The organism is Sorangium sp. So ce117, from assembly GCF_051524395.1.
Classification (GTDB): domain Bacteria; phylum Myxococcota_A; class Polyangia; order Polyangiales; family Polyangiaceae; genus Sorangium; species Sorangium cellulosum_B.
Genome location: NZ_CP150309.1, coordinates 4,155,303 through 4,173,385, shown reverse-complemented (window position 1 = coordinate 4,173,385; position 18,083 = coordinate 4,155,303). Strand labels below are relative to the sequence as shown.

The 18,083-nt window shown below is 71.8% G+C and carries 14 protein-coding genes; 9 read left to right on the top strand and 5 right to left on the bottom strand.

Annotation, left to right across the window (positions count from 1 at the left end; genetic code table 11):
- Window positions 1–44: 44 nt before the first annotated feature.
- A complete protein-coding gene (locus WMF46_RS15675; protein WP_437986347.1) occupies window positions 45–1,589 on the bottom strand; it encodes a lysine 5,6-aminomutase subunit alpha in 1,545 nt (514 codons plus the stop codon).
- Between the two features lie 229 nt (window positions 1,590–1,818).
- Between WMF46_RS15675 and WMF46_RS15670 the strand changes: the two genes are divergently transcribed.
- From WMF46_RS15670 to WMF46_RS15655, 4 genes are all read left to right on the top strand, one after another.
- Complete coding sequence (locus tag WMF46_RS15670) at window positions 1,819–2,415, top strand: FxsA family protein (protein ID WP_437986346.1); 597 nt, start codon at window positions 1,819–1,821, stop codon at window positions 2,413–2,415.
- Between the two features lie 473 nt (window positions 2,416–2,888).
- A complete protein-coding gene (locus WMF46_RS15665; RefSeq protein WP_437986345.1) occupies window positions 2,889–3,431 on the top strand; it encodes an NUDIX hydrolase in 543 nt (180 codons plus the stop codon).
- Window positions 3,432–3,664: 233 nt separating this feature from the next.
- Window positions 3,665–4,357 (top strand): NAD(P)H-binding protein, encoded by a 693-nt coding sequence (locus WMF46_RS15660; RefSeq protein WP_437986344.1) that lies wholly within the window; start codon window positions 3,665–3,667, stop codon window positions 4,355–4,357.
- Window positions 4,358–4,450: 93 nt separating this feature from the next.
- The gene (locus WMF46_RS15655; protein WP_437986343.1) at window positions 4,451–6,643 is read left to right on the top strand and encodes a RecQ family ATP-dependent DNA helicase; all 2,193 of its coding nucleotides are present in this window, start codon (window positions 4,451–4,453) and stop codon (window positions 6,641–6,643) included.
- A 13-nt stretch (window positions 6,644–6,656) separates the two neighbouring features.
- Here WMF46_RS15655 and WMF46_RS15650 read toward each other — a convergent pair whose 3' ends face one another.
- The 4 genes from WMF46_RS15650 to WMF46_RS15635 all read right to left on the bottom strand — a co-directional run bounded on the left by WMF46_RS15650 (window position 6,657) and on the right by WMF46_RS15635 (window position 11,163).
- Entirely contained in the window at window positions 6,657–6,869 is a 213-nt protein-coding gene (locus WMF46_RS15650) for a hypothetical protein (protein ID WP_012235515.1), read from the bottom strand.
- Window positions 6,870–7,195: 326 nt separating this feature from the next.
- Window positions 7,196–8,305 (bottom strand): tyrosine/phenylalanine carboxypeptidase domain-containing protein, encoded by a 1,110-nt coding sequence (locus tag WMF46_RS15645; RefSeq protein ID WP_437986342.1) that lies wholly within the window; start codon window positions 8,303–8,305, stop codon window positions 7,196–7,198.
- A gap of 81 nt (window positions 8,306–8,386) precedes the next feature.
- On the bottom strand, window positions 8,387–9,706 hold the full coding sequence (locus WMF46_RS15640) for a PhoH family protein (RefSeq protein WP_437552742.1): 1,320 nt from the start codon (window positions 9,704–9,706) through the stop codon (window positions 8,387–8,389).
- A gap of 95 nt (window positions 9,707–9,801) precedes the next feature.
- Window positions 9,802–11,163, bottom strand: a complete 1,362-nt coding sequence (locus WMF46_RS15635) for a sigma-54-dependent transcriptional regulator (protein WP_437986341.1) — start codon at window positions 11,161–11,163, stop codon at window positions 9,802–9,804.
- Between the two features lie 388 nt (window positions 11,164–11,551).
- Between WMF46_RS15635 and WMF46_RS15630 the strand changes: the two genes are divergently transcribed.
- The 5 genes from WMF46_RS15630 (at window position 11,552) to WMF46_RS15610 (ending at window position 18,075) form a co-directional block, all read left to right on the top strand.
- On the top strand, window positions 11,552–13,231 hold the full coding sequence (locus WMF46_RS15630) for an aminotransferase class I/II-fold pyridoxal phosphate-dependent enzyme (RefSeq protein ID WP_437986340.1): 1,680 nt from the start codon (window positions 11,552–11,554) through the stop codon (window positions 13,229–13,231).
- A 107-nt stretch (window positions 13,232–13,338) separates the two neighbouring features.
- The gene (locus tag WMF46_RS15625) at window positions 13,339–14,046 is read left to right on the top strand and encodes a hypothetical protein (RefSeq protein WP_437986339.1); all 708 of its coding nucleotides are present in this window, start codon (window positions 13,339–13,341) and stop codon (window positions 14,044–14,046) included.
- A 365-nt stretch (window positions 14,047–14,411) separates the two neighbouring features.
- Window positions 14,412–15,212: a hypothetical protein gene (locus WMF46_RS15620; protein WP_437986338.1), complete on the top strand. Its 801-nt coding sequence runs from the start codon at window positions 14,412–14,414 to the stop codon at window positions 15,210–15,212.
- 112 nt (window positions 15,213–15,324) lie between these two features.
- Entirely contained in the window at window positions 15,325–16,779 is a 1,455-nt protein-coding gene (locus tag WMF46_RS15615; RefSeq protein WP_437986337.1) for a serpin family protein, read from the top strand.
- A gap of 117 nt (window positions 16,780–16,896) precedes the next feature.
- Window positions 16,897–18,075 carry an acyl-CoA dehydrogenase family protein gene (locus tag WMF46_RS15610; RefSeq protein ID WP_437986336.1) on the top strand — a complete coding sequence of 393 codons (1,179 nt, stop codon included), beginning with the start codon at window positions 16,897–16,899 and terminating at the stop codon, window positions 18,073–18,075.
- Window positions 18,076–18,083 lie beyond the last annotated feature (8 nt).

Here is an 18,083-nt window from a genome sequence, read left to right as displayed (position 1 = left end):
GAAGGCCGAAGGGCCCCCGACCGGGACGGCGCAGCAGGCCGGGGCTACGACCGCTCCAGGACCTCGAGGATCGGGTTCAGGTACTCGGGGTGGCGCGCGACGACCCCCGAGTACCCCTTCCCCCCGGTGCGCGTGCGCTTGACGTCGCCGAACGCGCCGCGCCCGATGGCGTCCCAGACGGTCTCCTGCTCGACCTCCCGCAGCAGCTCGTGCGCCTTGTCGAGGACCTCGCGGGCGCGCCGCTCGACGATGCCGCCCGGCTTCCACTGGATCTCGTCGCCGAGGTGCCGCGCCGCCGTGAAGATGTAGCGGGCGCTCTTCAGCGAGAGATACCGGTCCATGAGGAGCGGTGTGTGGACCGCCTCGCTGAACATCCCGAGCAGCTCGATCGACTGGCCGGTCGTGATCCCGACCAGGTTGAACATCGCGTCGTGGACGTGGCTGTGGAAGATGTCGCCTGTCTTGAACTTGGTGGGCGGCATCCACTTGATCGGGTGCCGGTCGAAGATCTGCCGGACGAGCTGGGCCTGGGCGAGCTCGAAGAGGAGGCTGTCCTCGAGCCAGGGGTCGATCTCGAAGGCGTGGCCGAGGCCCATCTGCTCCTCGCGGAGGCCCGCGCGCCGCGCGAACGCCTCGTTGATGAACTGCGACGCGAGCACCGTATGGGCCTTCTCGACCGCGTCGGCGGTCGTGAGGTAGTTGTCCTCTCCCGTGTTGATGACGATGCCGCTCCTCGCGATGATCCTGCGGGAGAAATACTGATCGATGAACGTCCGCTGCATGTTGATGTCGCGGAACAGGATCCCGTACATCGCGTCGTTGAGCAGCATGTCGAGCCGCTCCACCGCCGCCATCCAGGCGATCTCGCTCATGCAGAGACCGGACGAGTAGTTCGTCTGCGCGAGGTAGGTGCCGGTGTCGCGGGTCGCCTCGTCGGTGGCGCGGCGGATGATCCTGAAGTTCTCCTGGGTCGCGTACGTGCCGCCGTATCCCTCGGTGGTCGGCCCCTCCGGGACGTAGTCGAGGAGCGACTGGGCGGTCGCGCGGATCACGGCGACGATGTCGGCGCCGGCGAACCCGGCGGCCTTGGCCTGCACGGCGTCGTCGTAGATGTTGCCCGTCGCGACGATGACGTACTTGAGCGGCGCGACGCCGACCCGGTGCGCCGCCTTGGTGGCCTCGCGCTCGTCGCGGGCCCTGTCGATCCGGGCGATCGCCTCCCGCGTCGCGGCCTCGAGCGCGCCGCGCGCCTCGGCCGCGGAGGGCCCCGGGCCGAGGTCGGCCGCCTCGCTGAACGCCAGCATCTCCGCGGCCTCCTGCACCGAGCCGGCGCCCTCGCAGAGCGCCCGGCCGAGGTGGTACGCGACGCCGCGGCCGGCTTGCCCCGCCCTGTGGATGCGATCGACCAGCGCGTTCACGAGCGGCGTCCCCTCGGCGTCGGCGCCGATCACGCCGTAGGCGCGGGCGACGGTGCGCTCGACGCCGACCGTTGTGTGGCGGTCGATGAAGCGCTGCACCTCGTCGGCGATGTCGGCGGCAAACGCGCGACACGCCTCCACCTTTTCCTGCTCCACGGGGACAGTCGTCATGGATTTCTCCGGGGCAAGCGCTCTTAGCGCACTCTCACCGCGGCCGGTACTCCGGCGCAGGAACCAGGGCGGAGCCTGGAACAGCCGGCCTCGCGGGACTCAGCGGCGGCCGATGATGGCGCGGCGCGGCCCGGCGCGTGATGACGGCGCACGGCGCTCGGCAGCGACGCCGGCGGCGGGCGGCCTCACGCGTGCGCGGCGCGGCCGGGGGCGCTAGACGACGGGGGTCATGGGCAAGCTCATCCTGCTCTTCACGGCGCTCCCGATCCTGGAGCTCTGGCTCCTCCTGTCGATCGGCGACGTCATCGGCTTCTGGCCCACCGTGGCGATCGCGCTCGGGACGGCGGTCCTCGGCGCAGCGCTCGCGAAGCGCGAGGGGCTCAAGGTGCTCGCCTCGTGGCGCGGCGCGATGGCCGCGGGGCGCGTCCCGGACGAGGGGCTCACGGGAGGGCTCCTTGTGCTCCTCGGGGCGGCCCTGCTCGTCACGCCGGGGGTGCTGACCGACGTGGCAGGGCTCCTGCTCCTGCTCCCGCCGGTGCGCCGCCGCGTCGCGGCGGTGGTGCGGGAGCGGTTCGAGCGGCGGGTGGCCGCGGCGAGCGCCGCCGGCGTCGGCGTTGGCGGCCCCGGCGACGGCGCGTTCTTCAGCATGAGGGTCATCGACCTGGGCGGCGGACCGTTCGGTGAGCGCGCCGAGGGGCGCGCTGGCGCGTCCCGCGGGCAACCGGCGTCGTGGCAGGTCATCGACGTCGATGCGGAGGTGACCGAGGGCGCCGAAGAGGATGAAGCCGGCGGGCCAGCGCGGACGACGCGACGACTGCCCGGCTGACACCCCGATGTCATCGATGCCCCGGCGAACGCAGGCGCGCTCGCTGCCCGGAGCACCAGCGACTCTCACGCACGACACCCGAACACCGGCGTCAGGAGCTCGGCGAGACACGCGAGCAACGACGCAGGACAATGATTCACGTCCGAGCTGCACGACTGAAACGACAAAGAAACAGAGCGCATTGTAGGCTCATCAACGTCGTCGGCGCAGCCCGACATCCCAGGAGAAACGACATGAAGATCTGAACCTGCGCAACATCACGCAACAACGCACAACGACACCAACGCAGCAACCTCTATGAAAGATCCAACTCGAACCTCGATCCCATCGACCCGGCCGCGCCGCCCCGGCAGCAGCGCGAAGGACGACCCTGGCACGACGTCCAGCCCTGAGCAGCGCCAGCGCGCTCGCCTGAACGCCCGGCAAGCGGTGCTCCAGCGGCCCCGCAGCGCGCCCTCGCGGAGGGTACCGAGATGAGGCTCATCAAGTCGATGGCCGGCTGGCTCCTCGGGTACGTCGATCCACGGGAGCCGCTCGGCAGCTCGCTCATCAGCGCTCTTTCCCGGCTCCCCATCCACCTCGCCGCGGACGCCGTATGCCTCCGGAGGAACGCGGACTCTGGCGCCCTCGAGGTGCTCCTGACGCAGCGCGGAGCGTCGGCGGCAGGCCCTGGAGAGTGGTGCTGCCCCGGCAGCGTCCTCTCGCCGGGCGAGCAGCCCGAGCACCTCCTCCACCGGGTCGGGATGACGATCTCCGACTTCACGTTCGTCGGCGACTACTTCTCGGCCGCCACGCGCGGCTGGATGCTCTCCCGGGTCCATCAGGCGAAGCTCGCCGAGGTCCCGGCCACGGGCACCTGGTGGCCAGTCGAGCAGCTGCCGAACAACCTGGTACCCAAGCACCGGGAGCTGGTCATCCCGATGGCGGTCAAGGCCTTCCACGCCCAGCGCGCGAAGCGCTCGCAGGCACAGCGCGCGAAGCCGTCGCAGAAGGTCGCCAGCGCGCCGCTCACGTGAGGACAGCGGTCGTCCGTCTATGCTGCTCCGGGCGAGCGCGGCACGTGACTGGACACGGACAGAGCATGTAGCGCCCAGACATACCAGGAAAGGAAGCGTGGGGAGGGCGCGCCGTCGGTCCGCTCGCGCCCTGCACGGCCGGCCGCTATGGTTCGCGCGCCGCTTGCGTTACGCTGCGTGGTACGGCTGTGGATCCCCACGGCGGCGCTCTCCGCGGGTGATTCCGCGCGGACATGGAAGACATGACGGTCGACAAGACAGCTCTCATCGTGGGAGGAACGGGCCTCGTCGGCGGCCACTGCCTGCGCCTCCTCGTGCAACAGCCAGCGTACACGAAGGTCGTCGCCCTGCTCCGCCGCCCGGCCCCGATCGAGGATGCGCGGCTCTCGCAGCGCATCGTCGACTTCGACCGGCTCGAAGGCGCGGACTTCGCCGGCGTGAGCGACGTGTTCTGTGCGCTCGGGACGACGATCGCCAAGGCCGGCTCCGAAGAGGCCTTCTACGAGATCGATTATCGCTACCCCATCACCGTCGCCAGGCTCGCCGAGAAGGCCGGGGTGAAGCAGTTCGTCCTTGTCTCCTCCGTGGGCGCCGACCCGCGTTCGACGAGCTTCTACCTGCGCGTGAAGGGCGAGCTCGAGCAGGAGCTCTCGGCGGCGAGCTTCGCGGCGGTCCACGTGCTCAGGCCGAGCCTGTTGCTCGGCGAGCGGGGCGAGGTCAGGAAGGGCGAGGCCATCGGCGTCGCGGCGGCGCAGACGCTCCGGTTCACGATGAAGGGCGGCCTGCGCAGGTACCGGCCCATCGACGCGAGGACAGTCGCCGGCGCGATGGTCGCCGCCGCGCTCGCCGGGCGCAGCGGTCGCCACGTCTATCACTTCGACGACATGGAAGCGCTCGCCAAGGGCATCGGCGTCGTCCAGGCCTGATCACCGCCATGGCGCCGCCACCCACCCGGCGACGCAAGCGCGCGAAAATGCTAGGGCTCTCGGCAGGCACGGCGCTCGCTCGATGACGCCGCCATGGTCCTCGCTGAACGCCCCTCGCCGATCGTGACCGAGCGCCTCGCCCCCTCCCCGCTGCGCCCGCCGGAGAGCCCGCCGCCGTCGCTCGACGCCGTGCTCGCGGAGCGGTTCGGCATCGCCGCGTTCCGGCCGTGGCAGCGCGAGGCGATCGAGGCCCTGCTCGGGGGCGCGGGCCGCGTCCTCGTGGTCGCCCCGACCGGCGGCGGCAAGTCGCTCTGCTACCAGCTCCCGGCCGTCGCCCTGCCCGGCACGGCGCTCGTCCTGAGCCCGCTCATCTCCCTGATGGAAGATCAGGTCCGCGCCCTCGAGGCGCGCGGCATCCCGGCGACGTTCATCGCGTCCAGCCTCGCGCGCGAGGAGAACGGCCGCCGCCTCGCCGCCCTCCGCCGCGGCGAGTACAAGCTCGTCTACGCCGCGCCCGAGCGCCTCGCCCTCGACGGGTTCCTCGAGGCGCTCGCCGCGAGCCGCCTCTCGCTCGTCGCCGTCGACGAGGCGCACTGCATCGTCCAGTGGGGGCACGACTTCCGGCCCGACTACCTGCGCATCGGCGCCGCGCTCGCGCGGCTCCGGCCGCCCCGGGTCCTCGCCTGCACCGCGACGGCGACCCCCGACGCGCGCGACGAGATCATCCGCCGGCTCGGCTGGCCGCGGCCAGCGCCCGACGGCGCGGACGACGCCGGCGGCGATGCGGCGAGCGGGCGCGGGCGCGGCCCCGAGGAGCCGCCGCCCAAGGTGATCCTGCGCGGCTTCGCCCGGCCCAACCTCCACCTGCAGGTCTCCGCGGTCGACGGCCCGCGCGAGGCGGGGCGCCGCACGGCGCGCGCGCTGCTGGAGGCCCTCGGCGATCCCGGGCGGCCCCGCGGGGCGGGCATCGTCTACGCGGCCACCCGCAAGGGAGCCGAGCGCCTCGCCGAGGCGCTCCGCGACGCCGGCTGGAACGCGGAAGCGTACCACGCCGGGCTCGCCCCCGAGTCCCGCGCGCGCCTCTCGGCGGGCTTCGCCGATCGCAGCCTCTCCGTGGTCGTGGCCACGAACGCCTTCGGCATGGGGATCGATCGCCCCGACGTCCGCCTCGTCGTGCACGCCCAGCCGCCGTCGTCGATCGAGGCGTACTACCAGGAGGTCGGCCGCGCCGGGCGGGACGGCGCCCCGGCCCGCGGCCTCCTCTTGTTCGCGCCCGCGGACATCGCGCTGCGCCGCCGGCTCTGCCAGCTCGGCGAGGGGGGCGTCGAGGCGAGCGCCGACGACGCCGCGCGCGCCTGGGGGCTGTTCCGCGAGCTGCTCCGCTACGTCGACGCCGCGACGTGCCGGCACGACTTCATCCTCCGCTACTTCGGCGACGAGGCCGAGTCGCTCGGCGGCTGCGGCCACTGCGACGTCTGCCTGGAGGTCGACGCCCTCGAGGCGAGCGACCCGGCCGCGCTCGCCCGCGACAACGACCTCGTGCGCCGCGCGCTCGCCGGCGTCGCGCGGGTGAAGGGCGGCGCCGGGATGCAGGCGGTCGCGTCGATGCTGATCGGCGAGTCGAACGAGCGCGTCCGCCGCATGGGGCTCGACCGGCTCTCGACGTTCGGCGTCCTCGAGAGGAAGAGCCACGACGAGGCGATGTCGATCCTTCGCGCGCTGCTCGCCAACGCGTGGATCGATCTCACGACCGGCGAGTTCCCCGTCCCCCTCATCACGCCGGCGGGCTGGCGCGTGATGCGCGGAGACGTGCCCACGCGGGTGCGGCTCCCGGTCCTCGCGGCGCGGCGCCGGGCCCATCGCCCGCGCCGCGCGGCGCCGGGCCCGTCACCCGCCGCGCGCCCGCCGGCGGCCGCGCCCGCCCCGCGGGCGCGCGCGCAGCCGGCCCCGCAGGCGTTCTCGTCCGCAGCGACCCACGACGACGCGGCGCGCCCTGCGCCGGGCGCCCCCCTCCCCGCCTCGCGCGCGCAAGCGGAGCCCGGCGTCGAGCTCGAGGAACGCGACGTGCCGCTGTACGAGGCGCTCCGGGCCCACAGGGCCGCGCTCGCGAAGGAGAAGTCGCTGCCCGCCTACGTCATCGCGCACGACCGGACGCTCCGGGAAATCGCGCGGATCCGGCCCGCGTCGCTCGACGACCTCGCGCTCGCGCGCGGCATGGGGCAGGCGAAGATCTCGAGCTACGGGGAGGGCATCCTCCGCGTCGTCCGGGAGTTCTCGGGCCCCTGATCGGCCCGGGACCTCAGGCGAGACCGGCGACGCGGAGCTCCGCGATGAGCTGGCCGTCCAGGCTGACGAACGTCGTCAGGCGCCCCTCGACGTTGATGAACACGTCGAGCATCAGGCCCGCGCCGAGCTCCAGGACATGGAGGTCCCCCTTGAGGACCACCGTCGGGGCCTCCCCTCCCCTCGGCGGCCGCCTGGGTTCCCTCTCCATGGCCTTCTTCGAGTTCATGCCCGCCTCCGCCCGGCCCATCCGCTCCCGGGACCGCCGCTGCGCGCCGCGCGGTCGACCCGGACGCGACCGCACGCGCGAGGCAGCCCGCCCGCCGGCCACCACGTCAAGCGCGTTCCATGCCGTGCTCGCACGGCTGGAGTGATCCTTCCCTTCACGCAGCCCCCTTTCTCGCCCGCCCCTCACCCGACCGGCGCTGCCTTCATTTCATGGGATCGGCTTCACAGGAAGGCATGAAGTTCAGCGAGGATCGGACTTTTCTTCCCGGCTTCCCATCCTCCCGATCGAGCCGGGCAACCCCGATCGAGCTGGGCAGCCACGATCCATCACCTCTCCCTGGCCCAGGACGAGAGCGACGCTGCTGCGCCCACCGAGACCCGGCCCGAGGCGAGCACCAGCCCCAGCGCTGGCTGCTCCACGAGCAGCGCCTCGACCCGCAGCAGCGCCGGCAGGTAGACGACCTCCCGCGCGAGGCCGCCGCCCCGGTGGACACGCGCCGCGATGCGCAGGGCGTCCCCCGTGGAGCACGCGCCGCGCGCCTCGAGCAGCCGCGCGGTCTCGACGAAGCCCGCGCCGCGCTCGACGCTCCGCGCGGCGAGGTGGCGCAGCCCGAGCTCGATCCGGCGGGCGCCGACCAGGTACCCCTCGGCGCGCTCGCGCGCGAGCGCCCAGCCCTCCTGATCGTCGCCCCCGTTCGCGGTCCCGATCGCGAAGATCCCGAGCGGGAGCGCCGCGGCGCGCACGCTGGGCGCCGCGTGCCCCTCGATCTCGTGGAGCACCGTGCGCTCGACGTCGTCGCGCGTGAGCATGCGCCCCCGCGCGACCTGGATCACCCCGTCGCCCGTCGCGGCGAGCGGCGCGATGTCGGCGATCACGACCCGGAGGGGCAGGCGCCGCGCCCCGATCTCGCGGCGCATCCGCGACACGAGCGACCGGGGCGAGCGCGCGTCATCGCTCCGCACCCGCTCCTCGTCGCTCGACGCGGCGCCCGCCTCCTGCTCGACCCAGGCCGCGGCGAGCGCGTCCGCCTGCTCGTCGAACGCGTCGCGCGCGGCGTAGCGGCGGCGCGCGGCGGCCCAGCACCCGGCCCCGCCCGCGGCCTCGCAGATGGCGGCCTCCGCGGCGAGCTCGCTCGCGCGGCCGGCGTAGACCGCGCCGAGCTCTCCTTGCCCTGCGAGCCGCTCGGCCGCCGCCTCCATCGCCCTCCGGAGATCGCCGTGGTCCTGCGCGGGCGCGTAGGCGAACCGCGGGAGCTCCCCGCCGCTCCGAGCCCAGGAGGCGGCGAGCCGCGCGAGCTCCTCGACGAGGTTCACCGGCGTGCTCGACCCGACGACGCGGATCCGCCGCGCCGCGGCGCCGAGGAGCCGATCCGCGTCCGGCACCCACGCCGGAGGCGCCGGCCGCTCGGCCGATCTAGCTCGAGGACGCCGCGCCACGGCCCGCCGCTCCTTCCAAGTACGCCCCCGCCCCGTGTGCCCCTGCCCCGTGAGGGCGCCGCGCGCCCGGTGCCGCCCGCCTCAGAGCAGGTTCGCCGCGAGCTCCGCGAGCTCGCTGCGCTCGCCCTTGGCGAGCACCACGTGACCCGCGATGCGCTCGCGCTTGAACCGCTCCGCCACCACGAGCAGGCCGTTCGACGCGTGGTCCACGTACGGGTTGTCGATCTGCTGAGGGTCGCCGGTCAGCACGATCTTGGTCCCCTCGCCGCACCGCGTGATGATCGTCTTCACCTCGTGCGGGGTGAGGTTCTGGGCCTCGTCCACGATGAGGTACTGGTGCGGCAGGCTGCGCCCCCGGATGTAGGTCAGCGGCTCGACCTGGATCTGCCCGCTCTCCAGGAGCTCCACGAAGCCGCGCGCGTCGCGCCCCGGCCTCGCGCCGCCGTTCGAGAACAGGAACTCGAGGTTGTCGAAGATCGGCTGCATCCACGGGTTCAGCTTCTCGTCCACGTCGCCCGGAAGGAAGCCCAGATCGCGCCCGAGAGGCATGATCGGCCGGCTCACGAGCAGCCGGCTGTAGGCGTTGTCCTCGGTCGTCCGCTTGAGCGCCGCCGCGAGCGCGAGGAGCGTCTTGCCCGTCCCGGCCTTGCCGATCAGCGTGATCAGCCGGACCGAATCGTCGAGCAGGAGGTCCAGCGCGAACGCCTGCTCCTTGTTGCGCGGCCGGACCCCCATCACCCCCTCCCGCCCGACGCGGAGCGCGACGATCTGCCCGCGCGCCGCGTCGAACCGGCCGAGCGCCGTGTGGCTCGGCGCCCCCGCGTCGCGGAGCAGCACCGCAGAATTCGGCAACAAATCCGAGAGGTTGGCGCCGGCGAGAAAGCCGTTCTGGAAGAACGCGTCGACCTCGGCGCCGGGCACCTCGAGCTCCACCACCGACTGCTCGATGGCCGGGTCGTGCACCCGCTGGTTCTCGTACGTCTCCGCCGGGATCCCGAGCGCGTCGGCGCGGATCCGGAGGTTCGTGTCCATCGTCACGAAGATGGTCGGCCGATCCTTGTGCCGATCGCGGATGTCGATCGCCGTCTGCAGGATGGCGTTGTCCTGCGATCCGGACTCCAGCCCCACGAGCAGCTCCGGCCGCCGCTCCGGGATCGCGATCCGCAGCGTTCCGCCGCTCTCGAGCAGCACCCCGGTCGCGAGCGTCCCGGCGCCGCGGACCTCGTCGAGCAGCCGGGCGATCGTCCTCGCGTTGCGCCCGCGCTCGGAGCCCTCCCGCTTGAACTGATCGATCTCCTCGATCGCGTAGATCGGGATGATGACGTCGTTGTCCTCGAACCTGAAGATCGCGTGTGGATCGTGGAGGAGGACGTTCGCGTCGAGAACGTAATTCTTCTTCATGGGGGAGCGGGACGACGTAGCCGCCTGAAGCGACGGGCGCAAGAGAGCTGTTCTGCCGCCCGCGCTCGGTTGTGGTCCCAGCCGGCCCGTCGTCGTCAGAGATCGATCCGGTAGTCCTTGATCTTGTAGAGCAGCGCCCGGTGGCTGATCTCCAGCACCTCGGCCGCCTTGGTCCGGTTGCCCTTCGTCTTCTGGAGCGCGCGCCGGATGAGGATCTCCTCGATGACGCGGGACGTCTTCTTGATCGACAGCTCGCCGCTCGTCAGCTGCATCTGGATCGGATCGCGCGCCTCGCGGATCCGCTCGGGCAGGTCGGCCTCGCCGATGCGCTCGCCCTCGCAGAGCACCATGGCGCGCTCGACGGTGTTCTCCAGCTCCCGCACGTTGCCCGGCCAGCGGTACTCCAGGAGCAGCCGCCTCGCCTCGGGCTCGAAGCCGCGGATGTTGATGCCGAACCGCGCGTTGTTCCTCGCGAGGAAGTGCTCCATGAGGATCGGGATGTCCTCCCGCCGCTCGCGGAGCGGAGGGATCGCGATCGGGAGCACGTTGATCCGGTAGAAGAGGTCCTCGCGGAACCGGCCGGCCTGCGTCTCGGCCATCAGGTCGCGGTGGGTCGCCGCGAGGATGCGGACGTCGACCTTGATGTCCTTGCTGTCGCCCAGCCGGCGGAGCGTCTCCTCCTGGAGCACCCGGAGCAGCTTCACCTGCAGCGGGAGCGGCAGCTCGCCGATCTCGTCGAGCAGCAGCGTGCCGTGGTTCGCCTGCTCGAACAGCCCCGCCCTGTCGTTCACCGCGTCGGTGAACGCGCCCCGCTTGTACCCGAAGAGCTCGCTCTCCAGCAGGTTCTCCGGGATGGCGCCGCAGTTGACCGCGACGAACGGACCGCCGCGGCGGTTCGACCGCCGGTGGATCGCCCGGGCCACGAGCTCCTTGCCGACGCCGCTCTCGCCCGTGATGAGCGCCGTGGTCTTGTAGTCGGCGACCTTCGTGATCGTCTTGAAGATCACCTGCATCGGCGGGCTCTTCGCGAGGATCTCCTCGAAGAGGTTCTCCCGCCGGATCTCCTGGCGCAGGACGCGGTTCTCGCGGCGGAGCGCCTCCCGCTCCTCGGCCTTGCGGAGCGTGAGCAGCACCTCCTCGGCCTTGAACGGCTTCTGGAGGTAATCGTAGGCGCCCGCCTTCATCGCCTCGATCGCCAGGTCGACGTTGCCGTAGGCGCTCATCACGATGACCGTGGCCTCGTTGCCCTTGGCCTTCAGCGTCGCCAGCAGATCGAGCCCGCCCATCCTGGGCATCCGGACGTCGGTCAGGATGACGTCGGGCCCGAACGACTCGACCATCGCGAGCGCCTCCTCGCCGCTCGAGACCGCCTCGACCTCGTAGCCATCCCGCTTGAGGAAGGTGCGCACCACGAGGCGCAGGTTTTCTTCGTCGTCAACGACTAGGACACGGCGCATACACCCTGAAAACTTTTCCTACACCGGCGCGCACCACTCCGCAACGAGTTGCGTCTTTGCCCCTGCCGCAGCCTGTCCTCCGCGGTGTTTGGGAGTCGGGCGCGGCGCGCGCGGGCCCCTCGGCGGGCGAGCTCTGCGAACGTCGCCGCGCACCGCGCGAACGCTCCTGCGCGATGCGGAATGCGCGTGCGCGGCGACGGCGCTTCGCGGCGCTCGCGGCGCGCCGGGGCGACGCGGTGGTGGCAGTTGACGCGGCCCGCTCAGGCTGCTTTAGCGGCGACACGCGCAGGGAACCAGCAGGGGCTCGAGAGGCCTCGATCCTGCACGCCGGAGCGGCTTTCGCGGACAGGACCGCGCCCCTTAATTCGATCGCGTGAGGAGCCAGGGCATGAGGATGAAGGATCGTCTGGTCGACCAAGCAAAGAAGCTCACCTCGTCGGGCGTGGTCGTCCGTGTCGTCAGCAACGATCGCGTGATGCGGCTCGCCACGGGGGTCATGGACGCGAAGAACCGCCTACGCGCCGCCCGGGAGCGGGCCGCCGAGGCCTGGGACATCCTGCTCAACGGGCACGCGCTCCCGAACATCGATCCCGCGCTCGACGACGAGGCCGGCGTCCACGTGGCGACGCCGTCCCGCGCGGCGGCCCGCCAGCCCGCCGCGGGCGGCGCGGGCGGCGCGGGGCTGTCGGTCGTGGAGGAGACGGCGAGCAGCGACGCGCCGCGCGAGCGTACCGCCGCCCGCACGCACGTGAACGGCGTCGGCGCGAACGGCGCGGGCTCGAACGGCACCGGCACCTACGTGGCCGCGGCGGCCGAGCAGCAGCTCGCGACCCAGATGGCGGCGCGGACGTCGCTGTCGCGGATCGGCGGGCGCGACGTGTTCGAGAAGGCGTACAAGTTCATGACCGCGGACAACGCCCGCGCCATGGGCGTCTACCCCTTCTTCCGCCCGCTCGACTTCAACAACGGCCCCGAGGCGCAGCTCGAGGGCCGGACCGTGATCATGCTCGGCTCGAACAACTACCTCGGGCTGACGACCCACCCGAAGGTTCGGGAAGCCGCGCGGAACGCCATCGACAAATACGGCACCAGCATGACCGGCTCGCGGCTCGTGAACGGGTCGATGCGCCTCCACAACGAGCTCGAGCAGAAGCTCGCCGCCTTCCACGGCAAGGAGGCGGGGCTCGTGTTCACGACGGGCTATCAGGTGAACATCGCGACCATCTCGGCGCTGCTCAGCAACAAGCGGAGCGTCGCGATGATCGACAAGGACGATCACGCATCCATCTACGACGGCGTGCGGCTCGCGCAGGCGTCCGGCGCCCGGATGGTGCGCTACAAGCACAGCGATCCCGCCGCGCTCGACAGCGCGCTCTCCGAGCTCGCCGACACCGAGGGCGCCCTCGTGATCACCGACGGCGTCTTCAGCGCCCAGGGCGAGATCGCGAGTCTGCCCGGGATCGTCGAGGTGGTGAAGAAGCACAAGGCGCGGCTCCTCGTCGACGACGCGCACGCGCTCGGCGTCATCGGCCCGGGGGGCCGCGGCACCGCCGCGCACTTCGGCCTCGAGAAGGAGGTCGACCTCATCGGCGGCACCTTCTCGAAGTCGCTCGCCTCGATCGGCGGCTGGCTCGTCGGTGAGCGAAAGGTGCTCGATTACATTCAGCATTTCGCCTACAGCTTCCTCTTCGCGGCAAGCGCCGCGCCGCCCTGCGTGGCCGCCGCCATGGCCTCGCTCGAGGTCATGCAGGAGGAGCCCTGGCGCCAGGAGAAGCTCCGCGAGAACTTCACGTACATGCGCACGGAGCTGCAGCGGCTCGGCTTCGAGCTCGGCAAGACCGAGACGGCCGTCATCCCCATCTACATCCGCGACGATCTCAAGACCGTGATGATGTGGAAGTCGCTCCTCGACGACTACTCGCTCTACGTGAATCCGTTCATCACGCCCGGCGTCCCGCCCAAGCAGCAGGTCCTCCGCACGAGCTACATGGCGACCCACGAGCGCAAGCACCTCGATCACGCGCTCGAGGCGTTCGAGAAGGTCGGCAAGAAGTTCGGCGTCATCTGAGCCGGTGAGCCGGGAGGAGCGCCCTCCGGGCCCGCTCCCCGCGCTCGACGCGCGCCCGCCGGGTTCGGCATTTTCGCCGCGCGGCGGGCGTGGTCAGCTGAGCGGTCATGGATCTTCGACCGTTCGTGCAAGGTGTCGCCGGGGCGCTGGGACCTGCGCTCCGCTCTTTCTTCCTGACCGCCGCGGCCATGTCGTTCCTGGCCCTCGTCCTCGCGGGCTCGTCGTATGCCATCGCGGCCGACGGCTCGGCGCTGCGCGGGGGGCTGGCGGCCGTCGCGGCGCTCGCGCTGTCCGCCGTGATCGGCTTCACGCTGTCGTGGAAGCGGGCGCTCGGCACGGGCATCCTGCAGATCGTGCGGGCAAAGCGCCTCGGCGGGACGCTCGTGACCGCCGTGTTCGAGCGGCTGCTCGGCGTCTCCGAGCAGGCCGAGGCGGGCGCCCGCGGCGGGCGGATGGCGCAGGCGGTGGAGCGCGTCCCGCTCAACGAGGCGGTGAAGCGCCTGCGCCTCGCCGTGATCCACAGGGTGGAGGCCTCGCCGACAGGGGGCGGCGTGCGGGGGTTCCTGCGGCGCAGGATCGAGGCGCAGCTGCTCGGGACCATCGAGACGCTGACGCTGGCGCGCTTCCGCAACGAGGCCAACCAGGGAGGCGGCATCGACCTGCTGAAGGTGCGGGACGAGCTCGCCCAGGGCGTCGACGGCCTCGTCACCGACCAGATCGAGGGGACGCTGCTGAAGATGACGCTGCTCCTCGTCGGGGCCGCCGTGCTGGCGTCGCTCGGGGCGGCCGCGGGCATCCAGCACATCCCCCTGTGATCCTCCTCTCCAACCAGGCGCAGGCCCTCTCCCCCTGCGCGCCCCCGGCCCTCGGCGAACGGCGTCCTCGCCCGGTCGAGCGCCGCCGACGGCTCAAGCCGCTCCCCTGCCCGATCGACGCCAGTGGCCAGCGAGGTGCGCCGGCGCGGGCAGGCCACGCCGCCGCGCGCGCCGCTCGGAGGCTTCCCGTGCACATCGGCTTTGCCTAACCGCTCTCCATTACGTTAGTGTCGACCGACTGCCGTTACGTTTCATGTTGCTCTCACGTTTCATGTTGCTCTCACGTTTCATGTTGCTCTCACGTTTCATGTTGCTCTCACGTTTCATGTTGCTTTCACCTCATGCTGCGCAGAGGAGGCAATTCGATGATGGAGAACGATATGCGGAGATGTTGCTCGGCGCTCGCTTGCGTCGTGGGGTTGCTCGCGTCGCCGGCCGCCTGGGCTCAGGATCCCGCGCCGCCCCCGGCTGATCCGGGCGCAGCGGCCGCGGCCGGGGCGACGGCCGCGCCGACGCCCGCGGCGGAGCCCGCCGCGCCGGCGCCGATCCCGAGCTGGTTCCGCTTCGACGCAGACAGCCTCGGTCTCCAGCTCTGGGCCGGCGCCACGCACCAGGTCGGCCCCATCAGCCTCTCGAGCGACATCTACCTCACCACGCTGGGAACCGCGGAGTTCGACATCGGGCCCGCCTTCACGATGGGTCCTGTCATCATCAACCCGATGGTGGGCTTCTCGTTCAACTTCATGACGATGGAACCGGCGGCGCTGGTCGCCCCGCAGCTGTTCACCTTCGTCGACTCGAAGCCCGTTTACTTCGAGTCGTGGATCCTGGGGTCGTTCTCCAGCATGTTCAACGAGAGCGTCCAGAACTACGTCTACACGCGGGACTTCCTGCTCTACTACCCCATCGACGACTTCGGCATCGGCCCGCACCTCGAGGCCACGGTCGACCTCAACGAGGTCACGCTCGAGGACGACCCGTTGACCGCCGGTGCGGACGTCGACGAGAGCGGCCTCGCCAGCCTGCAGGTCGGAGGCGTGATCGGGCTGAACTACGGCACGGGAAACAAGCTGCTCCTTTACCTCGGCTACGAGACGCAGAAGGAGAGCCAGGCCGCCCAGAAGAACAAGCTCGCTGGCCGGTTCACGTTCATCCACAACTTCTGACGGCGCGCGCCGCGCGGCGACGCCCGCCGGCGCCGCAGGAGCACACGCCCTCGCCGCCTTCCTCGTTCCGGTCGAGCTTCCCGCCGGCCTGGCGCGCTGGTACCGCAGCGCCATGGCCAGACCGATCTCGTTCTTCACGACCGCGCTGTGCACGTTGCTGGGGCTCGGGTGTCAGGCCCGGGAAAGCGTCCCGCCGGCCGCGCCGGCCCCGAGCGCGTCCGCGTGCCAGCCCGCCGACTGCGGCCCCCTCGCGATGATCGCCCGCGTCTGCGACGATGGCTCCACCGGCACCCCGCAGTGCACGCGCGCCGAGGGCGGGGCGTGCCGGTGGGAGCACGTCTGTCCCGCCGCGAAGCCGGCCTCCGAGGCGGCGGCCCCTGGGCCGAGCGAGCCCGCCCCGCCGGACGCGGAGCAGCCGGCCCCGCCGCCGGCCACGGCGCTCGCCGACGCGAACGCCGCGTTCGCGCAGCGCCTCTACGGCAAGCTCGCCGCCACGAAAGACAAGCTCTTCTTCTCGCCGGCGAGCATCTCGACCGCGCTGGCCATGACCTACGCCGGCGCCCGCGGCGAGACCGCGGCCCAGATGGCGAAGACGCTCGAGTTCACCCTCCCGCCCGAGGCGCTCCACCCCGCGTTCGCCGGGCTCCTCAAGGAGCTGGCGCTGGCGACCGGGCCCAAGGGGCCCGAGCTCCGGATCGCCAACCGGCTGTGGGGCCAGGCCGGGCTGCCGATCGAGCCCGCGTTCCAGAGCACCACCCAGCAGCACTACGGGGCCGGGATCGAGCTCGTCGACTTCAAGGGCGGGAGCGAGCCGGCGCGGGGGCGCATCAATCAATGGGTCGAACAACAGACGAACGGGAAGATCAAGGACCTGATGCCCGCCGGCAGCATCACCGGTCTCACTCGGCTCGTGCTCACGAACGCCGTCTACTTCAAGGGGAAGTGGGCGACGCCGTTCGACAAACAGGCCACCAAGAACGAGCCGTTCACGGTCAAGCCCGGGACGGCGCCGGCCGTGCCGATGATGCGCAAGACGCTCCAGGCGGGCTTTGGAAAGACCGCTGACGCGTCGGTGCTGGAGCTCGCGTACGAGGCGCAGAGCCCCGAGCGCCGGCTGGCCATGGTCGTCGTCCTGCCCGCGCAGGTGGACGGGCTGGCGAAGGTGGAGCAGCGCCTGGCGGCGGGGGAGCTCAAGGCGTACGTGGAGGCGCTCCATCCGGCGCGGGTCGACGTGGCGCTCCCGCGCTTCAAGATGACCGCCGAGCTCGAGCTGTCGGCGACCCTGAGCGCGCTGGGCATGCCGCTCGCGTTCGACGACAAGAAGGCCGACTTCACCGGGATCACGAGGGCGGAGCCGCTCTTCATCTCCCAGGTCCGCCACAAGGCGTTCGTGGAGGTCAACGAGGAAGGGACCGAGGCCGCCGCGGCCACGGGGGTCGTCATGACGACACGGTTGGCCGCGGCGCAGCCCCAGGTGTTCCGCGCGGATCACCCGTTCGTGTTCCTGATCCGCGACGTGGCGACAGGCACCGTGCTGTTCATGGGCCGCGTGACCGACCCGCGATGACGTTCCTCCCGGCGGAGGGGGGCCGAAAGTCCGCGCGGAGCGCCAGAACCGCCGTACGATGAGCTGTTTTGCCGAGCCTTCACGGGCTCCGCCACCCCCCATCTCGAGGAGCGAGCGATGAAGAACGAAGACGCCGCGAAGGTGCTGCATGCCGTCCGTGACCTGGCCCCCGCGATCGCCTCACGGAGCGCGGAGATCGAGGAGGCGCGGCGCCTCCCCGCGGATCTCCTCGGCCAGCTCAAGGCGGCGGGTTGCTTCCGGATGTTCGTGCCGAGGAGCCACGGCGGCCACGAGATCGATCTGCGCACGGGGATGGACGTCCTCGAGGCGCTCGCCCGGGCGGACGGGGCCACCGGCTGGACGGTGATGATCGGCTCGGAGAGCCCGAACCTCTTCGCGCTCCTGCCGCGCGAGCGCTTCGACGCCATCTACACCGGCGGGCCGGACGTGATCATCGGCGGCGGCTTCAACGCGCAGGGGGAAGCCCACGCGACGGACGGCGGCTACCGGGTCACCGGGCGCTGGAGCTTCGCGAGCGGCTGCGAGCATGCCAGCTGGCTGTTCGGGAACTGCGTGATCATGGACGGCGGCCGCCCGCGGATGGGCGCGGCGCGCGAGGCCGGCGAGGTGCCAGAGATGCGGGGCATGCTGTTCCCGGCGAGCGAGGCGCGCATCCTCGACACCTGGTCCGTGCTCGGCCTGCGCGGCACGGGGAGCCACGATATCGCGCTGGAAGGGGCCTTCTGCCCCGAGGCGAACACCTTCGATATCTTCCGGGGCCAGCCGTCGGTGGCCGGGCCGGGCTTCGTCGCGCCGGTCCTGCACTTCGTGCTCCACATGGGGGCCGTGGCCGTGGGGATCGCCCAGGGGGCGCTCGACGACGTCGTGACGCTCGCGAGCTCGGGCAAGAAGCGGCTGTATGCGCGCGCCCAGCTGGCGGACTCTCCGCTGTTCCAGGTGAACCTCGGCCGCGCCGAGACGAGCGTCCGCGCGGCGCGCGCCCTGCTGCGCGACATGGGGGACGAGCTCTGGGACGGGTGCGTGAACAATCCTGGCGCCGCCCTCGCGATGGCGCCGCGGATCTCGGGCGCACTGGCCTGGGTGACGGAGGTGAGCGCCCGGGCCGTGGACGCCTGCTATCAGGCGGGCGGAGGCGGAGTCGCCCGGAACGCCTCGCCCGTGCAACGGCGGTTCCGGGACATTCACACCTTCTCGCAGCACGCCGCCGCCGCAGAGGGCTGGTTCGGCCAGGTCGGCGCCGCGCTCCTGGGGCAGCCGACCGGCTTCTGGACCTGAATCTTAGC

Bases quoted from the DNA above. Each gene is read 5' to 3' on its own strand.
- WMF46_RS15675 (WP_437986347.1), bottom strand. From the start codon at position 1,589: ATGACGACTGTCCCCGTGGAGCAGGAAAAGGTGGAGGCGTGTCGCGCG.
- WMF46_RS15670 (WP_437986346.1), top strand. From the start codon at position 1,819: ATGGGCAAGCTCATCCTGCTCTTCACGGCGCTCCCGATCCTGGAGCTC.
- WMF46_RS15665 (WP_437986345.1), top strand. From the start codon at position 2,889: ATGAGGCTCATCAAGTCGATGGCCGGCTGGCTCCTCGGGTACGTCGAT.
- WMF46_RS15660 (WP_437986344.1), top strand. From the start codon at position 3,665: ATGGAAGACATGACGGTCGACAAGACAGCTCTCATCGTGGGAGGAACG.
- WMF46_RS15655 (WP_437986343.1), top strand. From the start codon at position 4,451: ATGGTCCTCGCTGAACGCCCCTCGCCGATCGTGACCGAGCGCCTCGCC.
- WMF46_RS15650 (WP_012235515.1), bottom strand. From the start codon at position 6,869: ATGAACTCGAAGAAGGCCATGGAGAGGGAACCCAGGCGGCCGCCGAGG.
- WMF46_RS15640 (WP_437552742.1), bottom strand. From the start codon at position 9,706: ATGAAGAAGAATTACGTTCTCGACGCGAACGTCCTCCTCCACGATCCA.
- WMF46_RS15635 (WP_437986341.1), bottom strand. From the start codon at position 11,163: ATGCGCCGTGTCCTAGTCGTTGACGACGAAGAAAACCTGCGCCTCGTG.
- WMF46_RS15630 (WP_437986340.1), top strand. From the start codon at position 11,552: ATGAGGATGAAGGATCGTCTGGTCGACCAAGCAAAGAAGCTCACCTCG.
- WMF46_RS15625 (WP_437986339.1), top strand. From the start codon at position 13,339: ATGGATCTTCGACCGTTCGTGCAAGGTGTCGCCGGGGCGCTGGGACCT.
- WMF46_RS15620 (WP_437986338.1), top strand. From the start codon at position 14,412: ATGATGGAGAACGATATGCGGAGATGTTGCTCGGCGCTCGCTTGCGTC.
- WMF46_RS15615 (WP_437986337.1), top strand. From the start codon at position 15,325: ATGGCCAGACCGATCTCGTTCTTCACGACCGCGCTGTGCACGTTGCTG.
- WMF46_RS15610 (WP_437986336.1), top strand. From the start codon at position 16,897: ATGAAGAACGAAGACGCCGCGAAGGTGCTGCATGCCGTCCGTGACCTG.